21 protein-coding genes are annotated in these 21,845 nt (G+C 31.2%); 14 read left to right on the forward strand and 7 right to left on the reverse strand.

All coding sequences use genetic code 11. The features are described 5' to 3' along the window. Positions 1 to 23: 23 nt before the first annotated feature. Together nifJ and cooS are read right to left on the reverse strand one after the other, a co-directional pair. Entirely contained in the window at positions 24 to 3,542 is a 3,519-nt protein-coding gene (gene nifJ / locus BEE63_RS16515) for a pyruvate:ferredoxin (flavodoxin) oxidoreductase (protein WP_066022422.1), read from the reverse strand. Between the two features lie 58 nt (positions 3,543 to 3,600). Further along, positions 3,601 to 5,520, reverse strand: coding sequence for an anaerobic carbon-monoxide dehydrogenase catalytic subunit (gene cooS, locus BEE63_RS16520; RefSeq protein WP_066022423.1), 1,920 nt, complete (start codon positions 5,518 to 5,520; stop codon positions 3,601 to 3,603). A gap of 136 nt (positions 5,521 to 5,656) precedes the next feature. Between cooS and BEE63_RS16525 the strand changes: the two genes are divergently transcribed. Together BEE63_RS16525 and BEE63_RS16530 are read left to right on the forward strand one after the other, a co-directional pair. After that, entirely contained in the window at positions 5,657 to 6,067 is a 411-nt protein-coding gene (locus BEE63_RS16525) for a hypothetical protein (RefSeq protein WP_066022424.1), read from the forward strand. A gap of 229 nt (positions 6,068 to 6,296) precedes the next feature. Next, on the forward strand, positions 6,297 to 6,644 hold the full coding sequence (locus tag BEE63_RS16530; protein WP_066022425.1) for a TIGR04076 family protein: 348 nt from the start codon (positions 6,297 to 6,299) through the stop codon (positions 6,642 to 6,644). A 210-nt stretch (positions 6,645 to 6,854) separates the two neighbouring features. On the opposite strand, the gene BEE63_RS16535 is transcribed toward BEE63_RS16530, so the two are convergent. Then, entirely contained in the window at positions 6,855 to 7,712 is an 858-nt protein-coding gene (locus tag BEE63_RS16535; RefSeq protein ID WP_066022426.1) for an AraC family transcriptional regulator, read from the reverse strand. 157 nt (positions 7,713 to 7,869) lie between these two features. On the opposite strand from BEE63_RS16535, the gene BEE63_RS16540 reads away from it, so the two are divergent. The 3 genes from BEE63_RS16540 (at position 7,870) to BEE63_RS16550 (ending at position 10,128) form a co-directional block, all read left to right on the forward strand. Continuing rightward, positions 7,870 to 8,673, forward strand: coding sequence for a gluconate 5-dehydrogenase (locus BEE63_RS16540; RefSeq protein WP_066022427.1), 804 nt, complete (start codon positions 7,870 to 7,872; stop codon positions 8,671 to 8,673). A 60-nt stretch (positions 8,674 to 8,733) separates the two neighbouring features. After that, positions 8,734 to 9,375 carry an RpiB/LacA/LacB family sugar-phosphate isomerase gene (locus BEE63_RS16545; protein ID WP_066022428.1) on the forward strand — a complete coding sequence of 214 codons (642 nt, stop codon included), beginning with the start codon at positions 8,734 to 8,736 and terminating at the stop codon, positions 9,373 to 9,375. A gap of 264 nt (positions 9,376 to 9,639) precedes the next feature. Then, the gene (locus BEE63_RS16550) at positions 9,640 to 10,128 is read left to right on the forward strand and encodes a DUF6803 family protein (RefSeq protein ID WP_066022429.1); all 489 of its coding nucleotides are present in this window, start codon (positions 9,640 to 9,642) and stop codon (positions 10,126 to 10,128) included. An 82-nt stretch (positions 10,129 to 10,210) separates the two neighbouring features. Here the strand turns inward: BEE63_RS16550 and BEE63_RS16555 are convergent, their stop codons facing one another. Continuing rightward, complete coding sequence (locus BEE63_RS16555; RefSeq protein WP_066022430.1) at positions 10,211 to 11,341, reverse strand: pectinesterase family protein; 1,131 nt, start codon at positions 11,339 to 11,341, stop codon at positions 10,211 to 10,213. Between the two features lie 242 nt (positions 11,342 to 11,583). Between BEE63_RS16555 and BEE63_RS16560 the strand changes: the two genes are divergently transcribed. Beyond that, positions 11,584 to 12,054 carry a hypothetical protein gene (locus BEE63_RS16560; RefSeq protein WP_066022431.1) on the forward strand — a complete coding sequence of 157 codons (471 nt, stop codon included), beginning with the start codon at positions 11,584 to 11,586 and terminating at the stop codon, positions 12,052 to 12,054. 31 nt (positions 12,055 to 12,085) lie between these two features. Here BEE63_RS16560 and BEE63_RS16565 read toward each other — a convergent pair whose 3' ends face one another. Beyond that, entirely contained in the window at positions 12,086 to 12,838 is a 753-nt protein-coding gene (locus BEE63_RS16565; protein WP_242874824.1) for an MBL fold metallo-hydrolase, read from the reverse strand. A 95-nt stretch (positions 12,839 to 12,933) separates the two neighbouring features. Between BEE63_RS16565 and BEE63_RS16570 the strand changes: the two genes are divergently transcribed. Further along, on the forward strand, positions 12,934 to 13,347 hold the full coding sequence (locus BEE63_RS16570; protein ID WP_066022433.1) for an Lrp/AsnC family transcriptional regulator: 414 nt from the start codon (positions 12,934 to 12,936) through the stop codon (positions 13,345 to 13,347). Between the two features lie 31 nt (positions 13,348 to 13,378). Beyond that, on the forward strand, positions 13,379 to 13,975 hold the full coding sequence (locus BEE63_RS16575) for a carbonic anhydrase (protein WP_066022434.1): 597 nt from the start codon (positions 13,379 to 13,381) through the stop codon (positions 13,973 to 13,975). 922 nt (positions 13,976 to 14,897) lie between these two features. Here BEE63_RS16575 and BEE63_RS16580 read toward each other — a convergent pair. Together BEE63_RS16580 and BEE63_RS16585 are read right to left on the reverse strand one after the other, a co-directional pair. After that, complete coding sequence (locus BEE63_RS16580; RefSeq protein ID WP_066022435.1) at positions 14,898 to 15,881, reverse strand: methyl-accepting chemotaxis protein; 984 nt, start codon at positions 15,879 to 15,881, stop codon at positions 14,898 to 14,900. 12 nt (positions 15,882 to 15,893) lie between these two features. After that, positions 15,894 to 16,985 carry an FIST signal transduction protein gene (locus BEE63_RS16585; protein WP_066022436.1) on the reverse strand — a complete coding sequence of 364 codons (1,092 nt, stop codon included), beginning with the start codon at positions 16,983 to 16,985 and terminating at the stop codon, positions 15,894 to 15,896. A gap of 285 nt (positions 16,986 to 17,270) precedes the next feature. Between BEE63_RS16585 and BEE63_RS16590 the strand changes: the two genes are divergently transcribed. From BEE63_RS16590 to BEE63_RS16615, 6 genes are all read left to right on the forward strand, one after another. After that, entirely contained in the window at positions 17,271 to 17,801 is a 531-nt protein-coding gene (locus BEE63_RS16590) for a topology modulation protein (RefSeq protein ID WP_066022437.1), read from the forward strand. Positions 17,802 to 17,834: 33 nt separating this feature from the next. After that, on the forward strand, positions 17,835 to 18,314 hold the full coding sequence (locus BEE63_RS16595; RefSeq protein WP_066022438.1) for a hypothetical protein: 480 nt from the start codon (positions 17,835 to 17,837) through the stop codon (positions 18,312 to 18,314). Between the two features lie 162 nt (positions 18,315 to 18,476). Further along, the gene (locus BEE63_RS16600) at positions 18,477 to 19,310 is read left to right on the forward strand and encodes a CPBP family intramembrane glutamic endopeptidase (RefSeq protein WP_066022439.1); all 834 of its coding nucleotides are present in this window, start codon (positions 18,477 to 18,479) and stop codon (positions 19,308 to 19,310) included. A 75-nt stretch (positions 19,311 to 19,385) separates the two neighbouring features. Then, positions 19,386 to 20,351 (forward strand): hypothetical protein, encoded by a 966-nt coding sequence (locus BEE63_RS16605; RefSeq protein WP_242874826.1) that lies wholly within the window; start codon positions 19,386 to 19,388, stop codon positions 20,349 to 20,351. Positions 20,352 to 20,523: 172 nt separating this feature from the next. After that, a complete protein-coding gene (locus BEE63_RS16610; RefSeq protein ID WP_066022440.1) occupies positions 20,524 to 20,901 on the forward strand; it encodes a DUF4440 domain-containing protein in 378 nt (125 codons plus the stop codon). Positions 20,902 to 20,942: 41 nt separating this feature from the next. Then, positions 20,943 to 21,530 (forward strand): TetR/AcrR family transcriptional regulator, encoded by a 588-nt coding sequence (locus BEE63_RS16615; RefSeq protein WP_066022441.1) that lies wholly within the window; start codon positions 20,943 to 20,945, stop codon positions 21,528 to 21,530. Positions 21,531 to 21,845: the final 315 nt, after the last annotated feature.

Below are 21,845 nucleotides of genomic sequence, written 5' to 3' on the forward strand. Positions count from 1 at the left end.
TTAAACATTCCCCTATTAAATTACTATAATTCAGATAGTTTTTTATAAAGAGAATATCTGTTTTTTGCATCTTCCTCAGATTTCTTAAAGGCGTTTTCCACATTTTCAGGGAAAATAGTTTTAAGTGAAGAATAACGAAGTTCTCCATTTATAAAGTTGGTGTAAGGTTCTGTTGGTTCCTTTGAATCTAATATGAATGGGTTTTTACCTTCTTTTTTAAGCATAGGATTGTATCTATATAGATGCCAATATCCTGAGTCCACTGCTTTCTTCTCTTCTGCAATACTAGTTCCCATACCAGTTTTTATACCATGGCTTATGCATGGTGCATAGGCTATTATTAAAGATGGTCCTTTGTATGCTTCAGCTTCAGTAATTGCCTTAATAGTTTGGTTCATATTTGATCCCATGGCTATCTGCGATACATAAACATTTCCATAGGTCATTGCCATTAAGCCAAGATCTTTTTTTCTAGTTCTCTTGCCAGCTGATGCAAATTTAGCAACTGCTCCAGCTGGTGTAGATTTTGAGGATTGACCTCCTGTATTTGAATATATTTCCGTATCCATTACGAATATATTTACATCATCACCTAAGGAGAGCACTTGATCTACACCACTGAAACCTATATCATATGCCCAGCCGTCTCCGCCAAGTAACCAGTGGGATTTCTTAACTAAATAATCTTTTTTATCATATATTTCTGCTAAAACTTTGTTATCTTTGAAATTTTCATTTTCTAATATTTTGAGAATTCTAATTGAAGCTTCTTTTGATTTATCGCCGTCATCAAAGCCTTCAAGCCATGAAGAAAAAGCATCCTTAAGCTGCATGTTTATATCTGACTTAAGAGCTTCCGTCATTAATTCAGCTAATCTTTCTCTCATTTGTTTTACAGCTAAGAACATTCCATAACCATATTCTGCATTGTCTTCAAATAGAGAATTTCCCCAAGAAGGACCTTTTCCAAAGTTATTTGTAGTATATGCAATTGCAGGTGCGCTGGCTCCCCAAATTGATGAACATCCAGTGGCATTTGCAATCATCATTCTGTCGCCATAAAGTTGAGTTAAAAGCTTTATATAAGGTGTTTCACCGCAGCCGGGGCAAGCACCATTGAATTCAAGAAGCGGTGTAGCAAATTGGCTTCCTTTTACTGTATTAAGACTCATTATGCCTTCTTTTGGTTTTACTTTTAGAGCGTATTCGAAGTTCTCTGATTGTTCTTCAATTTCTTCAGAGGCAGGTTTCATTATTAAGGCTTTGCCTGGGGCAGGGCATATATCCGCACAATTGCCACAGCCGGTACAATCAAGGGGACTTATTTGAATTCTGTAGTGTAAGTTTTCAAAACCTTTTCCAGTAGGATTTTTTGTCATGAATTTTTCCGGTGCATTTTCCTTTTCGTTATCATCAAGTAAACATGCTCTTATGACGCTGTGAGGGCAAACATACGAGCATTGATTACATTGAATACATTTGTCGATTTGCCATTCTGGAATTTTAACTGCAATACCACGTTTTTCATAGGCAGTTACACCTAGTGGAAACACACCATCTTCCATACCTTTAAATGTACTTACAGGAAGTTCATCACCTTCATGTCTTGCCATAGGCCTTTCAATTTTCTCTATGAAATCTGGAAGCTTCTTTAAAGGCTTATAATCTGATTGGGCATTTTTCCAGGCTTCAGGTACAGACACCTTGTGCGCCGCATTGACTCCTGCATCCACTGCCTTTTTATTGGCATCAACTATGGCAGCACCTTTCTTGCCGTAGGTGTACTCTATAGAATCCTTGAGGTATTGAACCGCTTTGTCAACTGGTATTATGTTGGCTAGTTTAAAGAAAGTTGCCTGCATAATCATATTTATTCTTGAGCCAAGACCAACCTCCTGGGCTATTGAAACGGCATCTATGGTATAAAATTGTATGTTATTGTCTGCTATATATTTTTTCATTGAATTAGGTAAATGTTCATCAAGCTCATTATCTTTAAATGGACAATTTAATACGAAAATTCCATTTTTCTTTAAGCCTTTAAGTACATTTATATTGTATATAAAAGATTTATTGTGGCAGGCAATGTAATCTGCTGTGTAAATAAGATAAGGAGACTTAATTGGCTTATTTCCAAATCTCAAATGAGAAACAGTGCTTCCACCTGATTTTTTACTATCATAGGAGAAGTAAGCTTGACAGTACATGTTTGTGTTATCACCTATGATTTTTACAGCACTCTTATTTGCACCAACTGTACCATCAGAGCCTAAACCATAGAACTTACATCTTATAGTACCTTCTGGTGTAGTATCAACTATTTCACCTTCAGGAAGAGATAAGTTTGTAACGTCATCTACAATTCCAATAGTGAATCTGTTTTTAGGATTTTGAGATTTTAAGTTTTCAAAAACAGATAAAATTTGAGATGGTCTTGTGTCTTTAGAACCTAATCCATAACGTCCTCCAACTATAATAGGTTTGTTTGGACTATTGTAAAAGGCATTGACAACATCAAGATAAAGAGGTTCTCCAGCAGAGCCAGGTTCCTTTGTTCTATCTAAGACTGCAATTTTTTTAATGGTTTTAGGAAGATACTTAAAGAAGTAATCAATAGAAAATGGCCTATATAGGTGAACTTTTAGAACACCAACTTTTTCTCCTTTGCCTCTTAAGTAATCAACAGTTTCTTCTATAGTATCGCAAACAGAGCCCATGGCAATAATTATGCCTTCTGCGTTAGGATCTCCATAGTAATCAAAAGGATGATATATACGTCCTGTGATTTTTTCTATTTTTCTCATGTAGTTTTCAACAATATCAGGAACGGCATTGTAGAAGTTGTTTGAGGCTTCTCTTCCTTGAAAATAAATATCTGGGTTTTGTGCTGTTCCTCGAACGGTAGGATGTTCTGGATTAAGAGCACGTTCTCTAAATATTTTAATTGATTCATAATCAACTAAAGGTGCAACATCATTATAATCTATCATTTCAATTTTTTGATATTCGTGCGATGTCCTAAAACCATCAAAGAAATGTACGAAGGGTACTCTTGCTTTAATAGCAGATAAATGGGCAATCATAGCTAAATCCATAACTTCTTGAACATTAGAAGATGCTAAAAGCGCAAAACCTGTTTGTCTTGTTGCCATAACATCTTGATGATCTCCAAAAATGGATAATGCATGGGTTGCCAGTGCACGAGCACTTACATGAAATACTGCCGGGAGAAGTTCCCCGGCTATTTTATACATGTTAGGTATCATTAATAGTAAGCCTTGAGAAGCTGTGTATGTAGTTGTGAGCGCACCGGCAATTAAAGAACCGTGAACTGCACCAGCTGCACCAGCTTCTGATTGCATTTCAACAATTTTAACAGGCTGACCGAATATGTTTTTTCTCACATGGGATGACCAATTGTCAACTAGTTCAGCCATTGGAGTAGATGGAGTTATAGGATAGATGGCAGCTACATCTGTAAATGCATAAGAAGCATAGGCAGCAGCTTCATTTCCGTCCATAGTTTTTAATTTTTTAGCCATATTTTATTCCTCCTATACTAAATTTAGTATTTATATGGTTAATGAATTGAATTAGTGTTTAACTTAAACCAAGTGCTTTTCTTTTCTTTAATATATGAGCTTCAATGTTATTTGCTACTTCTTTAGGATCATCACCTAGAGCTATGAAGCCTCCTGTAACATCCTCTGCTTTACTAGTTAAAAGTTCAACTAATTGAGGGGCACCAGTCATAAATGGAGTAGGGGAAAGATGAGTATAAGCTCCATAAGCTAAAGCAAAAATCCCGTCAATAGTAGCTTTCTGCTCCATCCATTCTGGTGCTGTTACAGCTATAGGAAGCTCTGGTACATCAACATTTAAATGCTCAGCAAGGGCAGTTACTAGCATGGAAATTCTTCCGGTATCAGTGCAGGTTCCAAAACTCAATACTGGTGGTATTTTAAGAGCATTGCAGATAGCCTTTAAGCCATCACCTGCCATAGTGTTTGCAGCATCGAGAGTACAGAGACCGGCAACCTCAAGGGCGTGATTACCACAACCGCCTGCAACAACTAATATGTCCTTTTTAATTAATTCTTTTGTAAGATTAATTGTCATTGAATCTTGAGGACCATTCCTTAAGGTTGAACAGTTTGCAAGAGCTACGACACCTTTAATTTGTCCCTTAGCTATTACATCTACTAGAGGATCAAGCTTGTTACCTAATGCACCCAAAACGGCTTCAGTTGAAAAACCAGCTACAGCCTTTTGAATTTTTTTAGGAACGACAGCTTTTATTTTTCTTTCTTTTCTCTTCTTGAAATTTTCTATGCCAAGTTTAATTAATTTGTCGGCAGTAGCTCCGGCTTCGGATGGTTCATATGGAAATTTGTACTTAATTCCAGGTAAATCAATTATGGTGCTTATGGAGGCTAGAGTTACTTGATATTTTTCAGCGTACATATCAATAGCTGGAGGGGAACAGTTTTCTTCCATTGCAAATACATCAACAGTTCCAGTAGCTAGAAGAGGCTCAATAGCAAGCCAGTTTCCCATATGACCGACAAAGACATCATCAACAGGAAATCTTTGAAGGAGCTCTTGGCCTGTTTCTATGGAGCCTACAATTCTTAATCCTTTAGCACCAGCATTTTTCGCCATGTCTTGAACTTCTTTGGTTTCTGCCTTTAAGATAGTGGCTACACCTATCCACGGCTGGTGACCATTAAATACTATATTTATGTAATCAGGGTCCATTATTCCTAGATCCATATTTACTTCATGAGGTGTTGGTGTACCAAAGAGTATATCTTGAACCATTTCAAGACCTATTTGTGTGTTATATATTGTAGCTATGCCAAGCTTTAAGGCTTTCATAGCGAGGGAAACGTGGCTTCCATCTACATTAGTAAGGCAGCTTGCTACGCAGTTTTGTTCCTCGTGAACTGTGCCAGCAGGATAAATATTTAACTTTTTCCAGACTTCTATTCTCTTTTTAGGTGCAAAGGCTTTAACCATTAAATTATCCTCTGGATTCCCAATTCTCTGTTGATCTTCTAGAAGTACTGCAAGTTCAATTGCCATGTCTTCCTTAGATTGATTTGTATTTATGCCGACTTTTTCACACATCCATTTAAGTTTATTTTCATCAGTTATTTTAAATGGAGTTTTTCCTTCAGCAGTAGCCTTTAAGGTTCTAAAAGCTTCATAGGCATGATGGCTGTATGTACCAGCTCCCATTATGTTTTTTAAGAGAAAATTTCTCATAGCCATAGCATCTGGACCTATGCCGCAAACACCTTTTTCTTGACCTGTTTTTTCACTTATTCTACAGGGACCGTTAGAGCAAAGCTGGCAGCTAACACCTTGCAAGCAAAACTTACATCGTATTTTTTCTTGAAGGGCATATCTATCAAATACATTAGACATCCCATCACTTCTAATTCTTTTAACCATTTCTTCAACAGAATCGTGATAGCTTACTCTGCCTTGTGATTTTTCTTTAATGGTTTCACTCATTAATATCTCACTCCTTAAATTTTCTTTACAAGGAATAAGATTTCCTATTGAGGGTTTAAATATGTATTATGGTTTATTATAATTTGTTTTGGTATATTATTAAAATAGATAATATTATAAATGATGAGGTGGTAATATGAAAGAGATAGCGAAATTTTTAGGCTGGGTTGGTGTAGGGGCATATGGTTTTACTTTACTTAAATTTTTTATTAAATATGTAAACAAAAAGTATATAAATAAATTGCCTAAGGATAAGAAAAATTATGCTGTGATTTATAGAAAAATAATGAAGTATGTAATCAAGTATCATAAAATTGCTGGAGTAATAGCAGTAATAGCTTTAAGTGTACATTTTTATTTTTTATATGGGTTTAGAGGCTTATCAATAACAGGCTTTGCAGCAATTATAGTTATGTTTATTGTGGTGTTGCTAGGGATATATGGTGTTATAAGTAAAAATAAGAAAAAGTATTGGCTTAGGGTACATAGAAGCTTATCATTTTTACTTATAGTATTGATTTGTCTTCATCTTGTAATAAAAAGATAGGAATAAGGTTAATTGTCATTGAATCTTCAAAATTATTTCTCTAACAGAATGAAGATAGCTTACTTTGCTATGTTATTTCTAAAGATAAACTTTAGCTTAATTAGTGGGCAGTTTCTACTTTTTCAAACCAGTAGTTTTTATTTGTAAGCATGTTATAATTTAGTAAAAAGTAATACTAATTTGTCTGGATATTAGAAAGAGAACAAAAGTTAGAATATGGAGGTTTATTATGAAAAAATGGTATGATGAGGAGTATCAATGGAAAATCGAGGTTATAGGGTTTCTTCGTGGAGACCACACTGAGAGATATTGCCGAAATGGTGAGGAAGTTGGGGATAAGTATACCTGCACCTATGGCTGTCCTGTAAATGCTGATGGACAAGGTATTTGTTCCAAAGCTATGATGATTATGTTTCCAATAATGGAGGCAGTCAGGAGTGGCGGTGATTTAGAGAATATCGGTGGAACTAGTAAATATAGCAAAGATATTGTATGCCCAGATGGTTGTGTTATATTTAGGCTGACGGCAAAGAAACTTGGAAATGAGAATTTTTATAAAGGAAAGTTTTTTGAGTAGTCATAATTCTTATTTCATTCAGATTAAGATAAGCCGAAATTTACAAATTCCAATTTATAAAGTGGACAACTTAAAATTTTTAAACAAAATCAAGGATCTAATGAAAGGAGAAATAAGTAATGGAAGTAATTCAAGCATCAAAATTGATTGAAGTTTTGAATTCCAGTGCTCCTAAAAAAATTGGAATCCTTGATAATAATACGATTAGTTTTAGTTTAAACTAAATGTAGAGTATTTTTTAGGCGATACCCCAACGGCTTTTTTAAATGCTTTTAAGAAATTACTATAATCGTTAAAGCCGCATTTAATGCAAACATCATTAATGCTCAAGCCGTTTGAGAGAAGAGATTTAGCTATGGATATTCTTCTTGCAGTAATGTACTTATTTATGGTAGTCCCAGTTGATAATTTAAAAATCCTGCAAATGTATGATTCGCTTAAAAAAAAGTGTTCTGCTAAATGTTTTACAGTAATATCTTTTGTAACATTGTCATTTATGTAGTGAATCATTTCTTGAATTTGATTGTTGTATTTGTATAAAGATAGTGATGATGAATTTTCATTATTGAGAAAAAGTGTGTTTAAATAAACCATAAGCTCTATAAAACTTGAGTATTCAATCATATCAGCACCAAAACCTTTTGCACTTGTAATTTTGTTTATAAAATACATAAATCTATTTTGCTGCTCTTTATTAAGTGAAATTTTATGACTGAAGTTTTCACTGCGGTGTTTAAAACAGTAATTCAAAGCTGTTTTGTTGGTAGAAATAGTTTTTAAAAAATCAGGATATATTGAAATAACTATTCTTTCATGAATTTCTTTATTTATCTGGGAAACATAGTGGCTTTCAAACTGGTTTATGACAAACAAATCTCCAGAATTTATATCATATAATTTATTATCAATTAAAAATTGCTTACCGCCAGAAATTGAGTAATAAATTTCATAGCAATCATGTATATGAATTGCCATAGTTTCTTCTTCAGTGTGCAGGTGTGCAATAGAAAAATCTTTGCTTTTAATGCAATTATTTATGGACTCTTTGCATGATGTGAATTCCTTCATATTTTACCTCCATAATCAAAATAGTACTAAGTTTATTATAATCCTTACTTCAATATTTGCAACATTTTAAAAAAAATATAACAAGAAATAGCCAAACTACAATAGTATAATTTAATTATGATGTAAATATTATAAGTCTAATAAGGAGGAATATTTAATGGATATATTAAAAGATTTTTCACTAAAGGGCAAAGTTGCATTGGTAACGGGTGCATCATATGGTATAGGATTTGCTATTGCAAGAGCTTTCTCAAGTGCAGGAGCTACAATAGTATTTAATGATATTAAGCAAGAATTAGTAGACAAGGGATTAAAAGCTTATGAAGCAGAAGGAATAAAAGCACACGGATATGTATGCGATGTTACAGACGAAAAAGCAGTAAATGAATTTGTTAAAAAAGTAGAAAAAGAAGTTGGAGTAATAGATATTCTTGTAAATAATGCAGGAATAATTAAACGTATCCCAATGCTTGATATGAAAGCAGAAGACTTTAGAAAAGTTGTAGATGTAGACTTAAATGCTCCATTTATAGTATCTAAAGCTGTAATACCTGGTATGATTAAAAAGGGACACGGGAAAATAATAAACATATGCTCAATGATGAGTGAACTTGGAAGAGAAACTGTTTCAGCTTATGCAGCTGCAAAAGGTGGACTTAAGATGTTAACAAGAAACATTGCATCTGAGTATGGTGAACACAATATCCAATGTAATGGTATAGGACCTGGATATATAGCTACACCACAAACAGCACCACTTAGAGAAATTCAGCCAGATGGTTCAAGACATCCATTTGATCAATTTATAGTTGCAAAAACTCCAGCAGCACGTTGGGGAACAACAGATGATTTAATGGGACCAGCTGTATTTTTAGCATCTGATGCATCAAACTTTGTAAATGGACATGTTGTGTATGTAGATGGTGGTATACTAGCTTATATAGGAAAACAACCACAATAATATAGTAATATAAATTAATATGTATCAAAGTGATTTCACTTTAATAGGAGGAATATATAAATGAAAATAGCTTTAATAAATGAAAACAGCCAAGCAGCAAAGAATGATTTAATATTTAAAACATTAAAAAAAGTAGTAGAACCAAAGGGACATGAAGTATTTAATTATGGAATGTACAGTGCAGATGATAAGGCACAATTAACATATGTTCAAAATGGTATTTTAGCAGCTATTCTTTTAAATTCAGGAGCAGCTGATTATGTAATAACTGGATGTGGAACTGGAGAAGGAGCAATGCTTGCTTTAAATTCTTTCCCAGGAGTAATCTGTGGACATGTAGAAGATCCTTCAGATGCATTTATGTTTGCACAAATTAATGATGGAAATGCAATTGCAATGCCTTTTGCTAAAGGATTTGGCTGGGGTGGAGACTTAAACTTAGGATATATATTTGAAAAATTATTCCAAGATAAAAGTGGTCAAGGATACCCACCAGAAAGAGTTGTTCCAGAACAAAGAAATAAAAAGATATTAGATGGAGTTAGAAAAGCAGCTTTCAAAGATATCATAACAGTATTAAAAGAAATCGATCAAGATTTACTTAAGGGTGCTATAAGCGGTGAGAAATTCCAGGAATACTTCTTTGCTAATTGCAAATGTGATAAGATGAAGGAATTTGTTCAAAGTATTTTAGGAAAATAGTTAAATACTTCCCACTTTAGAATTGATATAAAACTAATAAGTAAAATGGAATGCTGCATTAGCAATTTTTGAATTGTTAATGCAGCATTCCATTTTTATTTTGCCTATATTTTAAATAAGTGCTGTTTTTTGCACTTACTTAAAGCATAGTTTTTATTTTTTGTAGTTATTATGATTTTTTTTTACATTGCCCTGCAATCTTTATATAATCTTCATATCTTTTTTGTAATATAAGTTTACAAAATTTAATGGAGGTAATTAATTATGAACATGACTCATTATATGTCATTACTAGCAAGTAATCAGCCGTGGAACTTACTTATTTTTATGGCGGTACCAGTAATTTGTGCCGAAACACTTACAATTACTGAATTTCTCATAATTTTTAACAGGATACAAAGTGGTGGAATAAGAACTCTTAATAAAATTGTTGGTATTTTTGACGGATTTTATTTTACAGGAATTTTTATTTATCTATTCTTTAATGCAGTTATACCTATAACAACTGCAGGAGAATGGCATACATGGGTGGACGTATTAGCTGTTGGTTTTTATTTAAGCGGAATTATCTTCCTTCTGCCTATAGCACTTATGGAACTTGGACTAATATTTAGGAATAAAACAGTGGATGAAAAAATGAAAATACATTTTATTCTTATAGGCGGTTTCCTAGTTGTAGCTCATGTTGCAATGATACTAGGAATGGTAAATCCTGAAATCATAAGCAACATGTCAGCTATGCCTAAAATGTAATACTAAGCTTTACCTTAAAGAGAATTAATATTGATGAAGTAATTTTTTAAATGTTACAAATCAATGTTAATTCTCAATTCTTTTATTTTGGTATCCAGCCATTTAAAACATATTTTTTTTCGTAGCTTTTTGCTTCATTTTCTGAAAGCTGTCTTCTAGAAGGATTTACATCGGCTCCAGGACCTTTACTATTGAATTCATAAAATCTAGAGTCTTCAGGAAGAAACCAAATCAAATTTTTATCCTTGTCCTTTCCATGCATCTTGTCCCATCCGGTAGTTTTGATGTGAGAATCTAAATAACAATCAATATATACAGCACTTCCAATTGCATCTGGATTAGCTTTTCTAGTTCCATCTGAGAATGAAGTTGTAGGATGCCATGGTCTAGCAAGAGCTACAGAATTTGAAGCCATTTTCTTGTCTCCTTTTTTGATGTTGCATTTATAAAATACAAAGCCGTATTTATTCTCTATAAGTGTACTTGGAGCTGCTATATAACCATTGCAGCTTTTACAATCCATATCCTTTGAAATAATTTCACATTCATTAAAAAATGATTGACCTGCTCCAAAAATAAAATCTATAGATCCAGCGATAAAACAATGTGTGAAATATGAGGTACCTTTATTACAGTATAATGTGTCCTGATATCCATCTAATTTGCAGTTTTTAATGTATGCTTTTTCGCTATTTTCATCAAGTTTTAAAGCAACAGCTTGAGGATTTGGTAGTTTAGTTGGATCATTTGAAGCTTTAGCTTTGTTTGAAGGATAGTCGAAGGAATTTTCTACAGTTAAATTCTCACAACTAAAGTTTGGAGCAATAACTGATAGACTTGCAGAACCAAAAGTACCATAAGTAGTGCCATCAGGTTTTTTTGTTGAATTTGCTACATCATATGTAATTTTAGTTTTATCTCTATCTTCGCCTATAAAGGTTATATTTGGTTTATTAACAGTTACTTTTTCATAATAAGTTCCTTTTTTAATATGTATCACGTATTTATTTGTTGAGGAAGTAGGAGCACTTGATACTGCAGAAGTGATGGATTTGTAGGTGGATATTCCATTTACTTTAGTGCCATCTTGTCCTTTGAAATTAATATCAACTATAGCATTATAACTTAATATTTTTCCTGATGCATTCATTCCAGGTATTAAGGAAGTAACGCATGTAAGTGTAACAAACGATAGAAAAGATTTTTTTTTCATTTTAAAACCTCCAATGTAAAATAAACTATAGCGCAAACGTTAACAATAGTATAAAATAATTATATGTAACATAAGGTATAAAGTCAATGTTATCGGTTACTATAGTTTATAAATTTATGGAGTCTTTAGAGTAAATATTAAATTTTGTTATAATAATGCGTGTTTTGAGGACAATAAAAATAAAATATAGTTTTATACTGTGAAATTTATTGAAGCAAAATATAATTTAAGGTGGTAATGTTATGGCGTATAATATTGTAGATATACTTGATAAAGCAATAAACGTTGCGAATAAGGTGAAAATTGAATATGAAACTATAGGTAAGGAAAAATGTGACATTCAATCTATAAAAATAATGTCAAAGGTATTAGTAAAGCAGCTTGATAAAACTATTGAGTATTACGAGTCATTAAAAGAGCAAATAGGTGATACTGAATTTGAAGAAATTGATTTTTTTATATATGATAAAATGGCTTCACTTATAAATCAGTTTAATAAAAAGACATATATAAAAGATATTAATAATGTTAGAGATTATTTAATGTTTTCACTTGGACTAGAAAAAGATGTGTATTCTCTTTTAATTGATGTACAGGGCAGATTTGTGGAAGATACAAGTGATATGAATACAGAAACTTATAAGATACTATCAAATATTATAAATAATGAGGCTGAACATATAGCAATTCTAGAAAAAACGCTGCATTTGTAGAATTGCTATATAATTACTTGCAATAATGTGTCTAAAAGGATAGTGTTTCACCATCATATGGTACAAATATATTATTCTTATTTTTAATAGCTTTTTTTAAGGCTTCTCTGCTTAGTTTGCAGTGATTCCAGGCATCCATATGCACTGCAATTATTTTTATATGTGGAAATGTTTTGCGAAGTGCGAGTATATCTGAAGCTGTCATTGTTATTGGCTCTCCATAAGAAAAACTAGCAGCACCTGAGTTGCAAACCACTATTTTAGGTGAGAATTTTTTTATGGACTTTTTAACCTTATTGCACCATACTGTATCACCTGCAATATAAATTCTTGGCTCCTTTGGTGAAGAGATTACAAAGCCTGATACTGGGGCCATTGCTTTGATAAGTTCTCCATGTCCATGCTCTCCATCAGTTCTATTAAAGGTTAAGCCGTGCCAGGTAAAGCTTTTTTCTATTGCATGGACATTGTAAAAACCAAATTCTTTTAGTTTTAATTCGTCAGCTGGCTGGCAAAGTAAGGTCATATCCTTAGGAATAAGCATTGAAGCGGCAGCATCAAAGTGATCGCTGTGTGTATGAGTTATAAGTACGGCATCACAATTTAAAATTTCACTAACATCCATGGGAAGGTCAACCAGGGGATTTGCATTTGTATTTGGGACATCTGGAATTGCAGGCATAACCCCTTTTTTGTTTAAGACAGGATCTACAAGTATTCTTTTGTTATTTAAATTTAAGATTAAAGTAGCATGTCTTATTAATTGGATTGTCAATTTTATCACTCCTATTCTTTTATTTATAGTATATTATTATTAGTACTTGAATTGAAAAAGAATAATGATGAAAAACTTTTAATAATGAAAGGATTTGATAGGGTTTGCTTGATAAAACGGATATAGGAATTTTAAATTTGCTCATACAAAATTCACGAAGGCGTTTACAGGACGTAGGCGAAGAAGTACATCTAACAGGACAGGGAGTTAAAAATAGAATAACTAAAATGGAGAAAATGGGGATTATAGAAAAGTACACATTAAAAATAAATTTTCATAAGTTAGGTAAAAAAGTAATGGCTTTTGTAACTATTTTTATGAAAACTTCAAATCATATGGAGTTTAGGAATTATATAAATAAAAGTGATATTGTTGTTGAAGCTCATAGGATAAGTGGTGAAGGGTGCTATTTATTGAAGGTGGTGGCAGAGACACAGGAAAAGTTAGTTGGGTTTCTAGATGAAATATTAAAGTATGGTAATTATAAAGTTAATTTGTCCATAGAGGAGATAAAGTGAATTGAACTTACAGTTTGAGGAGGTAAAATTTATGAATGAGGAATTTATGAAAATAGAAAGAACTCTTATGGAAGGCAATAAAAGATTTATATTAAATAAGCTCAAAACTAAGGATTTTTCTTATGAAAACAGAAAAAAGTTAAGTGATAATGGGCAGAAGCCTTATGCAGTTGTGATTTCATGCTCAGATTCACGTACTCCACCAGAAACCATTTTTGATGTTGGTATAGGAGAGATATTTACTATTCGTAATGCTGGCAATATCGTTTATGATAATGTAATAGAAAATGTTGAATTTGCTGTAAGCCATCTAAATACTAGATATATTATGGTTATGGGACACGAAAAGTGTGGTGCAGTTGAAGCTGCCTTAGATGAAATGAAGCTTCATGGCAGATTAAATGGGTTTATACAGCCGTTAAAAGAAGCTGTGGATAATACTAATTTATACGGAAAAGAGTGCCCACTAGATGTACTAAGTTCAAAAGTTGAAGATGAAAACATAGCATTATCTGCAAAAAAACTTTTAAAAAGTGAAATGCTTAAAAAGCTTTATAATGAGAATAAAATTAGGATAGTAAAGACTAAATATTTTTTGACAAGTGGAGAGGTTAAAATATTAAAATAAGTGAATTAACATTGATTTGTAACATTAAAAAAATTCTATAAATCTTATCATAGCTGGGGTTTGGGTCATAGACCCATTATCCTTCTTAACTATAAATAGGAACTTTTTATATTATCACCAACAACTCCATATAAGCATTTCTCCAATTGGCCAAACCTCGTATAATATGGAGATTGCCCATATTAAGTAAAGAAGGATAATGGGCAAAGCCCAAACCTCGTATATGATAACATTCATTAGAGTTTTTTTTAATTGTTACAAATCAATGTTAATTCACTTTTGGAGTAAAACATGGAGAAAATTCCTCCGTGCCTACGGAATTTTAAGCATAAATTAGTGAATCGACATTTAGATAAGTAAACTTTCAACAATTCTACGAAATTTACAAAAATTATCCTGCTATTACTCTCTATGGAAAATAAGAGTATTTTTATTATTTTGTAGCCTTATTTTATATGAGTTTTTAATTCAGATTTTCCGAAGCGGAGCGGAAGAAAATCTTCCTTGCTTTTACCTCTAAGCGAAGTAACAGTATTTTAGAAACTGTTTAAATAAAGCTCAATAAGACTTTGCTTCAAATTATAAAAAGACTTAGATGTTTGAATTTGTCTGAGCTTCTTTTCAGCGAGTTATTAAAATTTCTTAGTATTTTATTATTTTGTAGCCTATTTTATATGAGTTTTAATTCGGATTTTCCGCAGCGGAGCGGAAGAAAATCTTCCTTTGCCTTTACTCTTTATGGGAAGTAACAATATTTTGGAAACGATTTAAATAAAACTCAATAATACTTGCCCCAAATAATAAAAAGACTTAGAAATTTTAATTTGTTTGAGCTTCTTCTCAGCGAGTTATTAAAATTTCTTAGTATTTTTATTATTTGGGGTTTAGTATTATGAGTTCTATTTAATGTTTCAAAATATTGTTACTTCCCAATATTTTTATTTAGTACAAAGTCAAGTTGCTCTAAAAAGCTTAAAATGTCAGTAAAATAATCTATTTTCAGGCTTTCTTTTTTTTGTAGGGCATTAACTAAAGTTATATCATCAAGACTCTTATGTGAAATTGCCATTACAGAATTTGTTATTTCATTCATAGCTTCGGCAGATTGTTTGAGTGAGTTATTCATATGCTGTATTTTTTTATCAGTATCTTTATTTGATTCTTTTATATTCGAAAAAACCTCAAGTGACTTATCTGCTTTAGTTACACCACTTTGCAATTTATCTAAAATATTCTCTAAACTGCTATTTAAATCACTTGCTAAAGTACTTATATTATTTAGGTTTGAAGATATTGAAACTGAAAGATTTTTTGTTTCGTCAGATAGATTTTTAACCTCATTTGCAACAACAGAAAACCCTTTCCCAGCTTCACCAGCACGTGCAGCTTCAATGTTTGCATTTAAGGAGAGCATATTAGTTTGTTCTGATATATCAATTATTTTATTTGAGAATGAATTAATTGTTTCAATACTATTTTGTAAGTTATTGAAATTAGCTCCGAAAGATTTAATAGAATCAGCTATTGAATATATTTCATTACTTATAGAAGAAACTCCGGTTTCACCTTCAGCTATAAGAGAATTACCATTATGGATATTTTTATTTATAGCTTGGGATGCCTCAGTAAGAGCTTGTATATTAGCATCAAATTCTTCTACAGAAGCTGATATAGTATCTAATTTAGTGTTAGTTGATTTAGCAGAAGTATCGATTTTTCCAATGGATTTTATAAAATCCCCCTCATTGTCCATGAGTTCAGATATTTTCTTTTTAATTAATAAAACTGTTTCTTTTATTGCAGTATCTATGTTTAATTTATTTTTCTTTTTTAAATTTATAACTTTATCTAAAGTAGTAGTATTTTCATTGTTGGTGTTAGTATCTTTATTATTAAACCAAAGCATAAGTAACCTCCATTATTCAAAGCAAATCAAAATCATTGTCTGATTAAGATGCTTATTGTTGAGCTGTTCACCATAACTTGTAAGGCCAGCAAATGAACTTAAATTTTGCAGTCTAGAGGTGAATTCAGTTGTAAGATTTTTTTCTTTAAAAAGTAAAGTCCTAAATATACAGTTAATTACTATTGAACCAGAAATATTGGGCATTTCACTTTTTATTGTATGTATTGTTTTATCAAGAACCTCCATAGGATCTTTAAGTCTTAATATAGACACATATGAATTTTGGTAAATTCTACCATAAAAAGAAAAAGAATTGTCAGATTCTACTTTTTTAAAGGAAGATATAAAAGATTCATTTCCTATTATTCTTCCAATAGGATTACTCATGAAATATTTTGATACTTCTGTTTCAGGTATGTTTAAAGTATCTGCGTATGTTTTTATTATTGGTTTTCCATCGAGTTCATATATTTTTCTTTCTTTTGGATTAGCTTTAGTTACTATAAATTCATGTTTTGTTGGTTCGTAAATATTCTCTTTATATATATTTATTTTGCCGGCGTTATTGTGAATTAAAGTTACAATAGTTGCATTTGAATAAATTTCACCATTATAAGAAGTATATGTTTGGGTGAAACTTAAATCATCTGCAGCGCTAGCTCCAACTACAGGAATATTATCTTCTTCAAAAATGCTGTTTAATACGGATAAACTTTTTTCCTCAGAATTTGACAATCCATCTGTTATTTCAAATGCTATAGTATTTTTAGCATCAAATCCTTTTTTGAATTTTTTTAGCTCTTCAATATAAATTATTGGTGCCTCATTTATATTCTCCATAATCATAGTTTTCAATGTGATGTTTTCATCGAAAGCAATGAGTGATAAGCCTCCTTTTATACCATCTTTTGATATTTCACCGCAGGATGTACAACCTATGGTGGTGGAATTCGGGAATTTCTCCTTTAGGCGAGAGGTTACATCTTTAAAGTAACTAATCTTGCTGAAATATATAATGAGTTTAGGGGTATGAAGCTCCTTTGAGGCTTCTTCAACAGCTTCCTTTGCACTATTAGAATAGCTGTACCCACAAATTGTAGTCATACTAGAACACTCCTTTTATAATTTAAATAAGTTATTGGAATTTTTATCGTGCTATTATATTACACAATAAGTTTCGATTACTTATTGTGCAATCTTTAGTAAATAAAAATAATAGATGGGATTTTGACTTAATAAGTTTAAGGAGGAAACGTTTTCTAGAGCATATGTGGTGAAAAGGGTTAATTTTGATATACATCACTTTAAAATGTAGTTAATGTAATTTTTGTGAATTAAGCTATTAGATTTGAAACATAAAAATGATATAATTATTTATGGTGATGTTAAATGGATTATATAGGAAATAGAATAATTATCATAGGCTCTCCTGGAAGTGGAAAAAGCACATTTTCAAAGAAGTTAAATAAGGTTACAGGGATTCCTTTGATACATCTTGATAAAGAATACTGGCATTATGGATGGATTGAAACTCCGAGGGATGAATGGATAAAAAAACAGAAGAAGCTTATTAAGATGGATAGATGGATAATTGAAGGAAATTACGGCTCAACCATAGATATTCGTCTTGAAAGGGCAGATACTGTTGTATGCTTCAAGCTCAGTAGAGTAGTATGTTTAATGAGATATTTTAAACGAGTTATAACAAGCTTTTATAAAGTAAGAGAGGACATGCCAGAAGGTTGTACGGAAAAATTTGATTTTGAATTTATAAAATATATATGGAATTTCCCTAAGAAGTGGGGAGAAAAGAATGAGTATATAATAAAGAATACAGACAAGCACATTATAATATTTAAAAAGAGAAATGATGCTAATGAGTATATTAAAAAAATAAGTGCTAGTCTAAAGAAGCATTGAAAGAATTTATAAGTATGTGAGAAGGTAAAAATTATGATTAAAAAGGTAACTATGCTTTTTATTTCATTATTAGTAGTTTGTTTTGTTGTAGGTTATGTTAAACCCCAAAATAAAGATCAGGTAAGTAAAGACTATATGGATAAGCTTATAGCAAGTGAAAAGTCTGATATCAAATTTAATGAAAAGAGGGAAGAGAGCAAAGAAGAAACACATTGGGCGGAAGAAGTTAAAAACTTTCATCCTAAAAATGAATATGATACAGCTAAAGTTAAAGCTTTCGAATGGGCAGCAAAAAACAAATTAAAAGTTATAAATTGGAAGGATGCAAAAGTAACTGAAAAGAGTGTGCCACAAAATGATGATAGTGTTATTTCAACAGGTAAGGGGATATTGAATGGAAAGGATATCTATATTGTTGATTTTCACACATCAGATGAGGAAATACTTGGAACATTAATCGTTTATGTCGAAAAAAATTCTTATAAAATATTAGGTGTTGGATTAAGAGATTAAAATTATAGGTTAATATTAAAACAAGCTATGTTTTGAGGAAATATAGTTTGTTTTTTGTGTGATATAAAAATTATAGTTTATAAATATATATAGTAATGTTAAAATATAAAATATTCAAATGTTTTTATAACAATAGGATGAAAAGGGTAGGGGGTAAACAATTTGAACTTTGAAGTTTTTAAAAATACAAAAACTAGATATTTATTTATACAAATGTTTGTTGTAACAATACTTAGTTTAATAGCACTTGTAATATTCTCTAAAGCATATAAAATTACTATAAATGATGATTTAAATGAACTTTATGCACTTATAGTTACTCTTATATGGTTTTTGCTGGCTATTAGATTTATAAAGAAAAATGAAATAACTATTGGCAATTTTGTTGGGAAAATGCCTAAAAAGATGTTTATTGTTGAGGTTCCAATTATGTATATAATAAGTTACTTAGGAGCTGTCGGTGGAATCTTAGTTATACTATTTGGAGTAAATAGTTTGAATCCTAGTGTATTAAAAAGCGTAGAATCTAATATGACATCTCCGCCATCTATATTAAGTAGCAATTTTTTTGTGGCAATAGCTTTTCTTGGAACAGTAGTTGCAGCACCTATTGCAGAGGAATTTATTTTCAGGGGAATATTAATGGGAAGGTTATACAACAAGTATGGAATTATTAAATCAATTATAATTTCTTCGTTTATCTTCTTTATAATGCACTTAACAGTCAATCCTGTAATCCTGTTTTTAGGTTTTGGACTTGCTATCCTTGATTATAAATATAAATCTTTAATACCATCTATATGTCTGCATGCTTTAAATAATTTTATTACTTTTATGGGTAATAGCGATAAGGTTAAGGGTGGTTCAGGATTAAATGGTTTTGATATTAATAATGAAGCTTTAATATTTGGAATAATATTACTTGTACTTTATATGGTATATTTATGCATGAATTTAAGAAAATGTGCTGGCAAAAAAGTTTCTATGGAGAATTAGTTATTAACTTATATATTAAATCTGTTGTCACTTTTTTATACTTTGAATAATATATATGTTCATAGGGTGATGATTATGGATACAAGGTTAATAAAAATAAATGATTTAAGGCAGGGGGATATACTTTTATTCTCACCTGTACTTACTGACTGGGAGTCTAAATTAATAGCACTTATAACTGATGCTCCTGTAACTCATTCTGCAATATCATATTATAAATCTAATGAAATTATTGAGGAAAATGTACCGACTGTGCAGGTTAATAAGATAAGAAATAGAATAGGAAACAGGACAATTACAGTGATGAGGTTAAATCCACATAATAAAGATATGACTAAAGTATTAGATGTGGCAAAAATGTATCTTGATGATAAAATACCATATACAAGAATACAATTACTATTTTCTGGTTTAGTTATACTATTTAAAAGAGCGGCTATAAGTGTAGAAGTTCAAAAACTTTTAATACCGCTTATGGAAAGTGTAGTTAGTACCTTAATTAAGATGATTGATAAGGGAGTTTATAAAAATTCACATCCTATGGTATGTTCTCAATTTGTGTATGATTGCTACAAAAATGCTGGGAATGGATATAGGCTTATAATTAATAATGGCACTTCTACAAAAACATTACTGCATCGTATTGAGGACTATATAAACCAAAATGGTTATAATATGAGAAACAAATTAGTTACAAGTATTGACATGATAGATAGGGATAAAGGCTGTACATCAATAGAAGATTGTGATCTGGAGAACCTCTATAGTAAGTTAAAAAAGGAAATTGGTAATGAAGAAAAAAACGCTAAAGGTCTTTTAGATGAAAAGTTTGTAACATCGGCACATGAATTTTGTGCTGTAATAAATCATTGTTTTGGTGTGAATAGGAAAGAAATGCTACTTACAAATACAAGGAAAGGATTATCATCAAATGCCATTACATCCATGCTTGATAGAGAAGAGTATTTTGTTACACCAGGAGATCTTTTAAGTAACTGTGAAAATTTAATTAAAGTTGGTGTATTAGATAATAATTCTTAAGGATTTATTTTTTAAAGCAGAAATTTTAATTATGCTACTGAATGTATGTACTATTATATTAGTTGCGAAAAGTATTAAATAGAAGGAGCTGAATGCATTAAAGATGTAATCAGCTCCATAATTTTTTTATGCTATAATATTTTTATTAAAGTGTGTTAAGGTAGGCGATATTATGGATGATATTAGAATGCATATATTGCAGTTAGAAAAAGAATTATTAAAATCAGAAGTAAGAAAGTCAGCACAAAAAACAAGTGAAATATTATGTGAAGATTATATTGAATATTGTAGTTCGGGAACAGAATACCATTATAAAAAAGGTGATACATTTCAGGATGAAAATGATGATTCTATATTCAACTGGGAAATTTTAGACTTTGAAATAGAGGAATTGTCAAAGGACTGTATATTAGCAAGATATAAGGTAATAAAACATAATGGAGTTTCTGAAGATAAAAAATATTCACTTCGTAGCTCAATATGGAAATGCTGTGATGGAAAATGGAAAATGTTTTTTCATCAGGGAACATTGACATCTAAGATACTGTGAAATATAATGAGCATAAAGTCAATGAGTATGGAGACGGTAAAATGAAGTTAACGCAAAGACAAATTCAAAAAGAAGAAACAAGAAAGAAAATAATTCATTCAGCTTATGAGGAATTTTGTGAAAATGGTATTATAGCAACTAGAACTTCGGATATTGCAAAAAAGGCAGGGGTTTCTCATGGTACTATTTTTGCACATTTTAAAACGCAAGAAGAACTTATAAATGAAGTTGTTAATATATACAGTGAAAAGATGGTTCAGCGAACTCACGATATTTCCAGGGAAAAGGTTTCAGTTCAGGATCTTCTAAAAGCACATTTAGAGGGTATAGGTAAGTTTGAGGAGTTTTATATAAAGCTTGTTACTGAAGCAAAGATTTTGCCTGAAGACAGCAGAAATGCTTTTGTACTAATTCAATCGGCAGTTTGTAATCATTTGAGTGAAGTGCTTCAATCTGAAATTGAAAATGGGAAGATAAAAAACTTGCCAATAAATTTTATATTTAATACCTGGATTGGAATTTTAAATTACTATCTTGAAAACAAGGATTTGTTTGCACCAGATGGTTCTATTGTAAAAAGATATGGTAAGAAACTTATAGAATATTTTATGCAGCTCATTTCTAAATAAGAAAAATTAAAGAAGTGGTTGTCGCATTAAAAGTTAATAATTCGCTTTTGGAGTAAAGCAAGGTAAAAATTTACCTTGCTTTTATTCTAAGCGAAGTAATAAGATTTTGTCTTAAATTATAAAAAAACTTAGATGTTTTAATTTGTCTGGGTATTATCATATGCGAGGCTTGGGCTTTAGCCCATTATCCTTCTTTACTTCAAATAGGCACTCTTTAAATTACATAAGAGCTTCAGTCAACCGTCTGTTAAGCTAAAAAGTGCCTATATTAGATTAAGAAGGATAATGGGTCTACGACCCAAACCCCAGTTATGA

It is taken from the genome of Clostridium pasteurianum (assembly GCF_001705235.1).
GTDB classification, from domain to species: domain Bacteria; phylum Bacillota; class Clostridia; order Clostridiales; family Clostridiaceae; genus Clostridium_S; species Clostridium_S pasteurianum_A.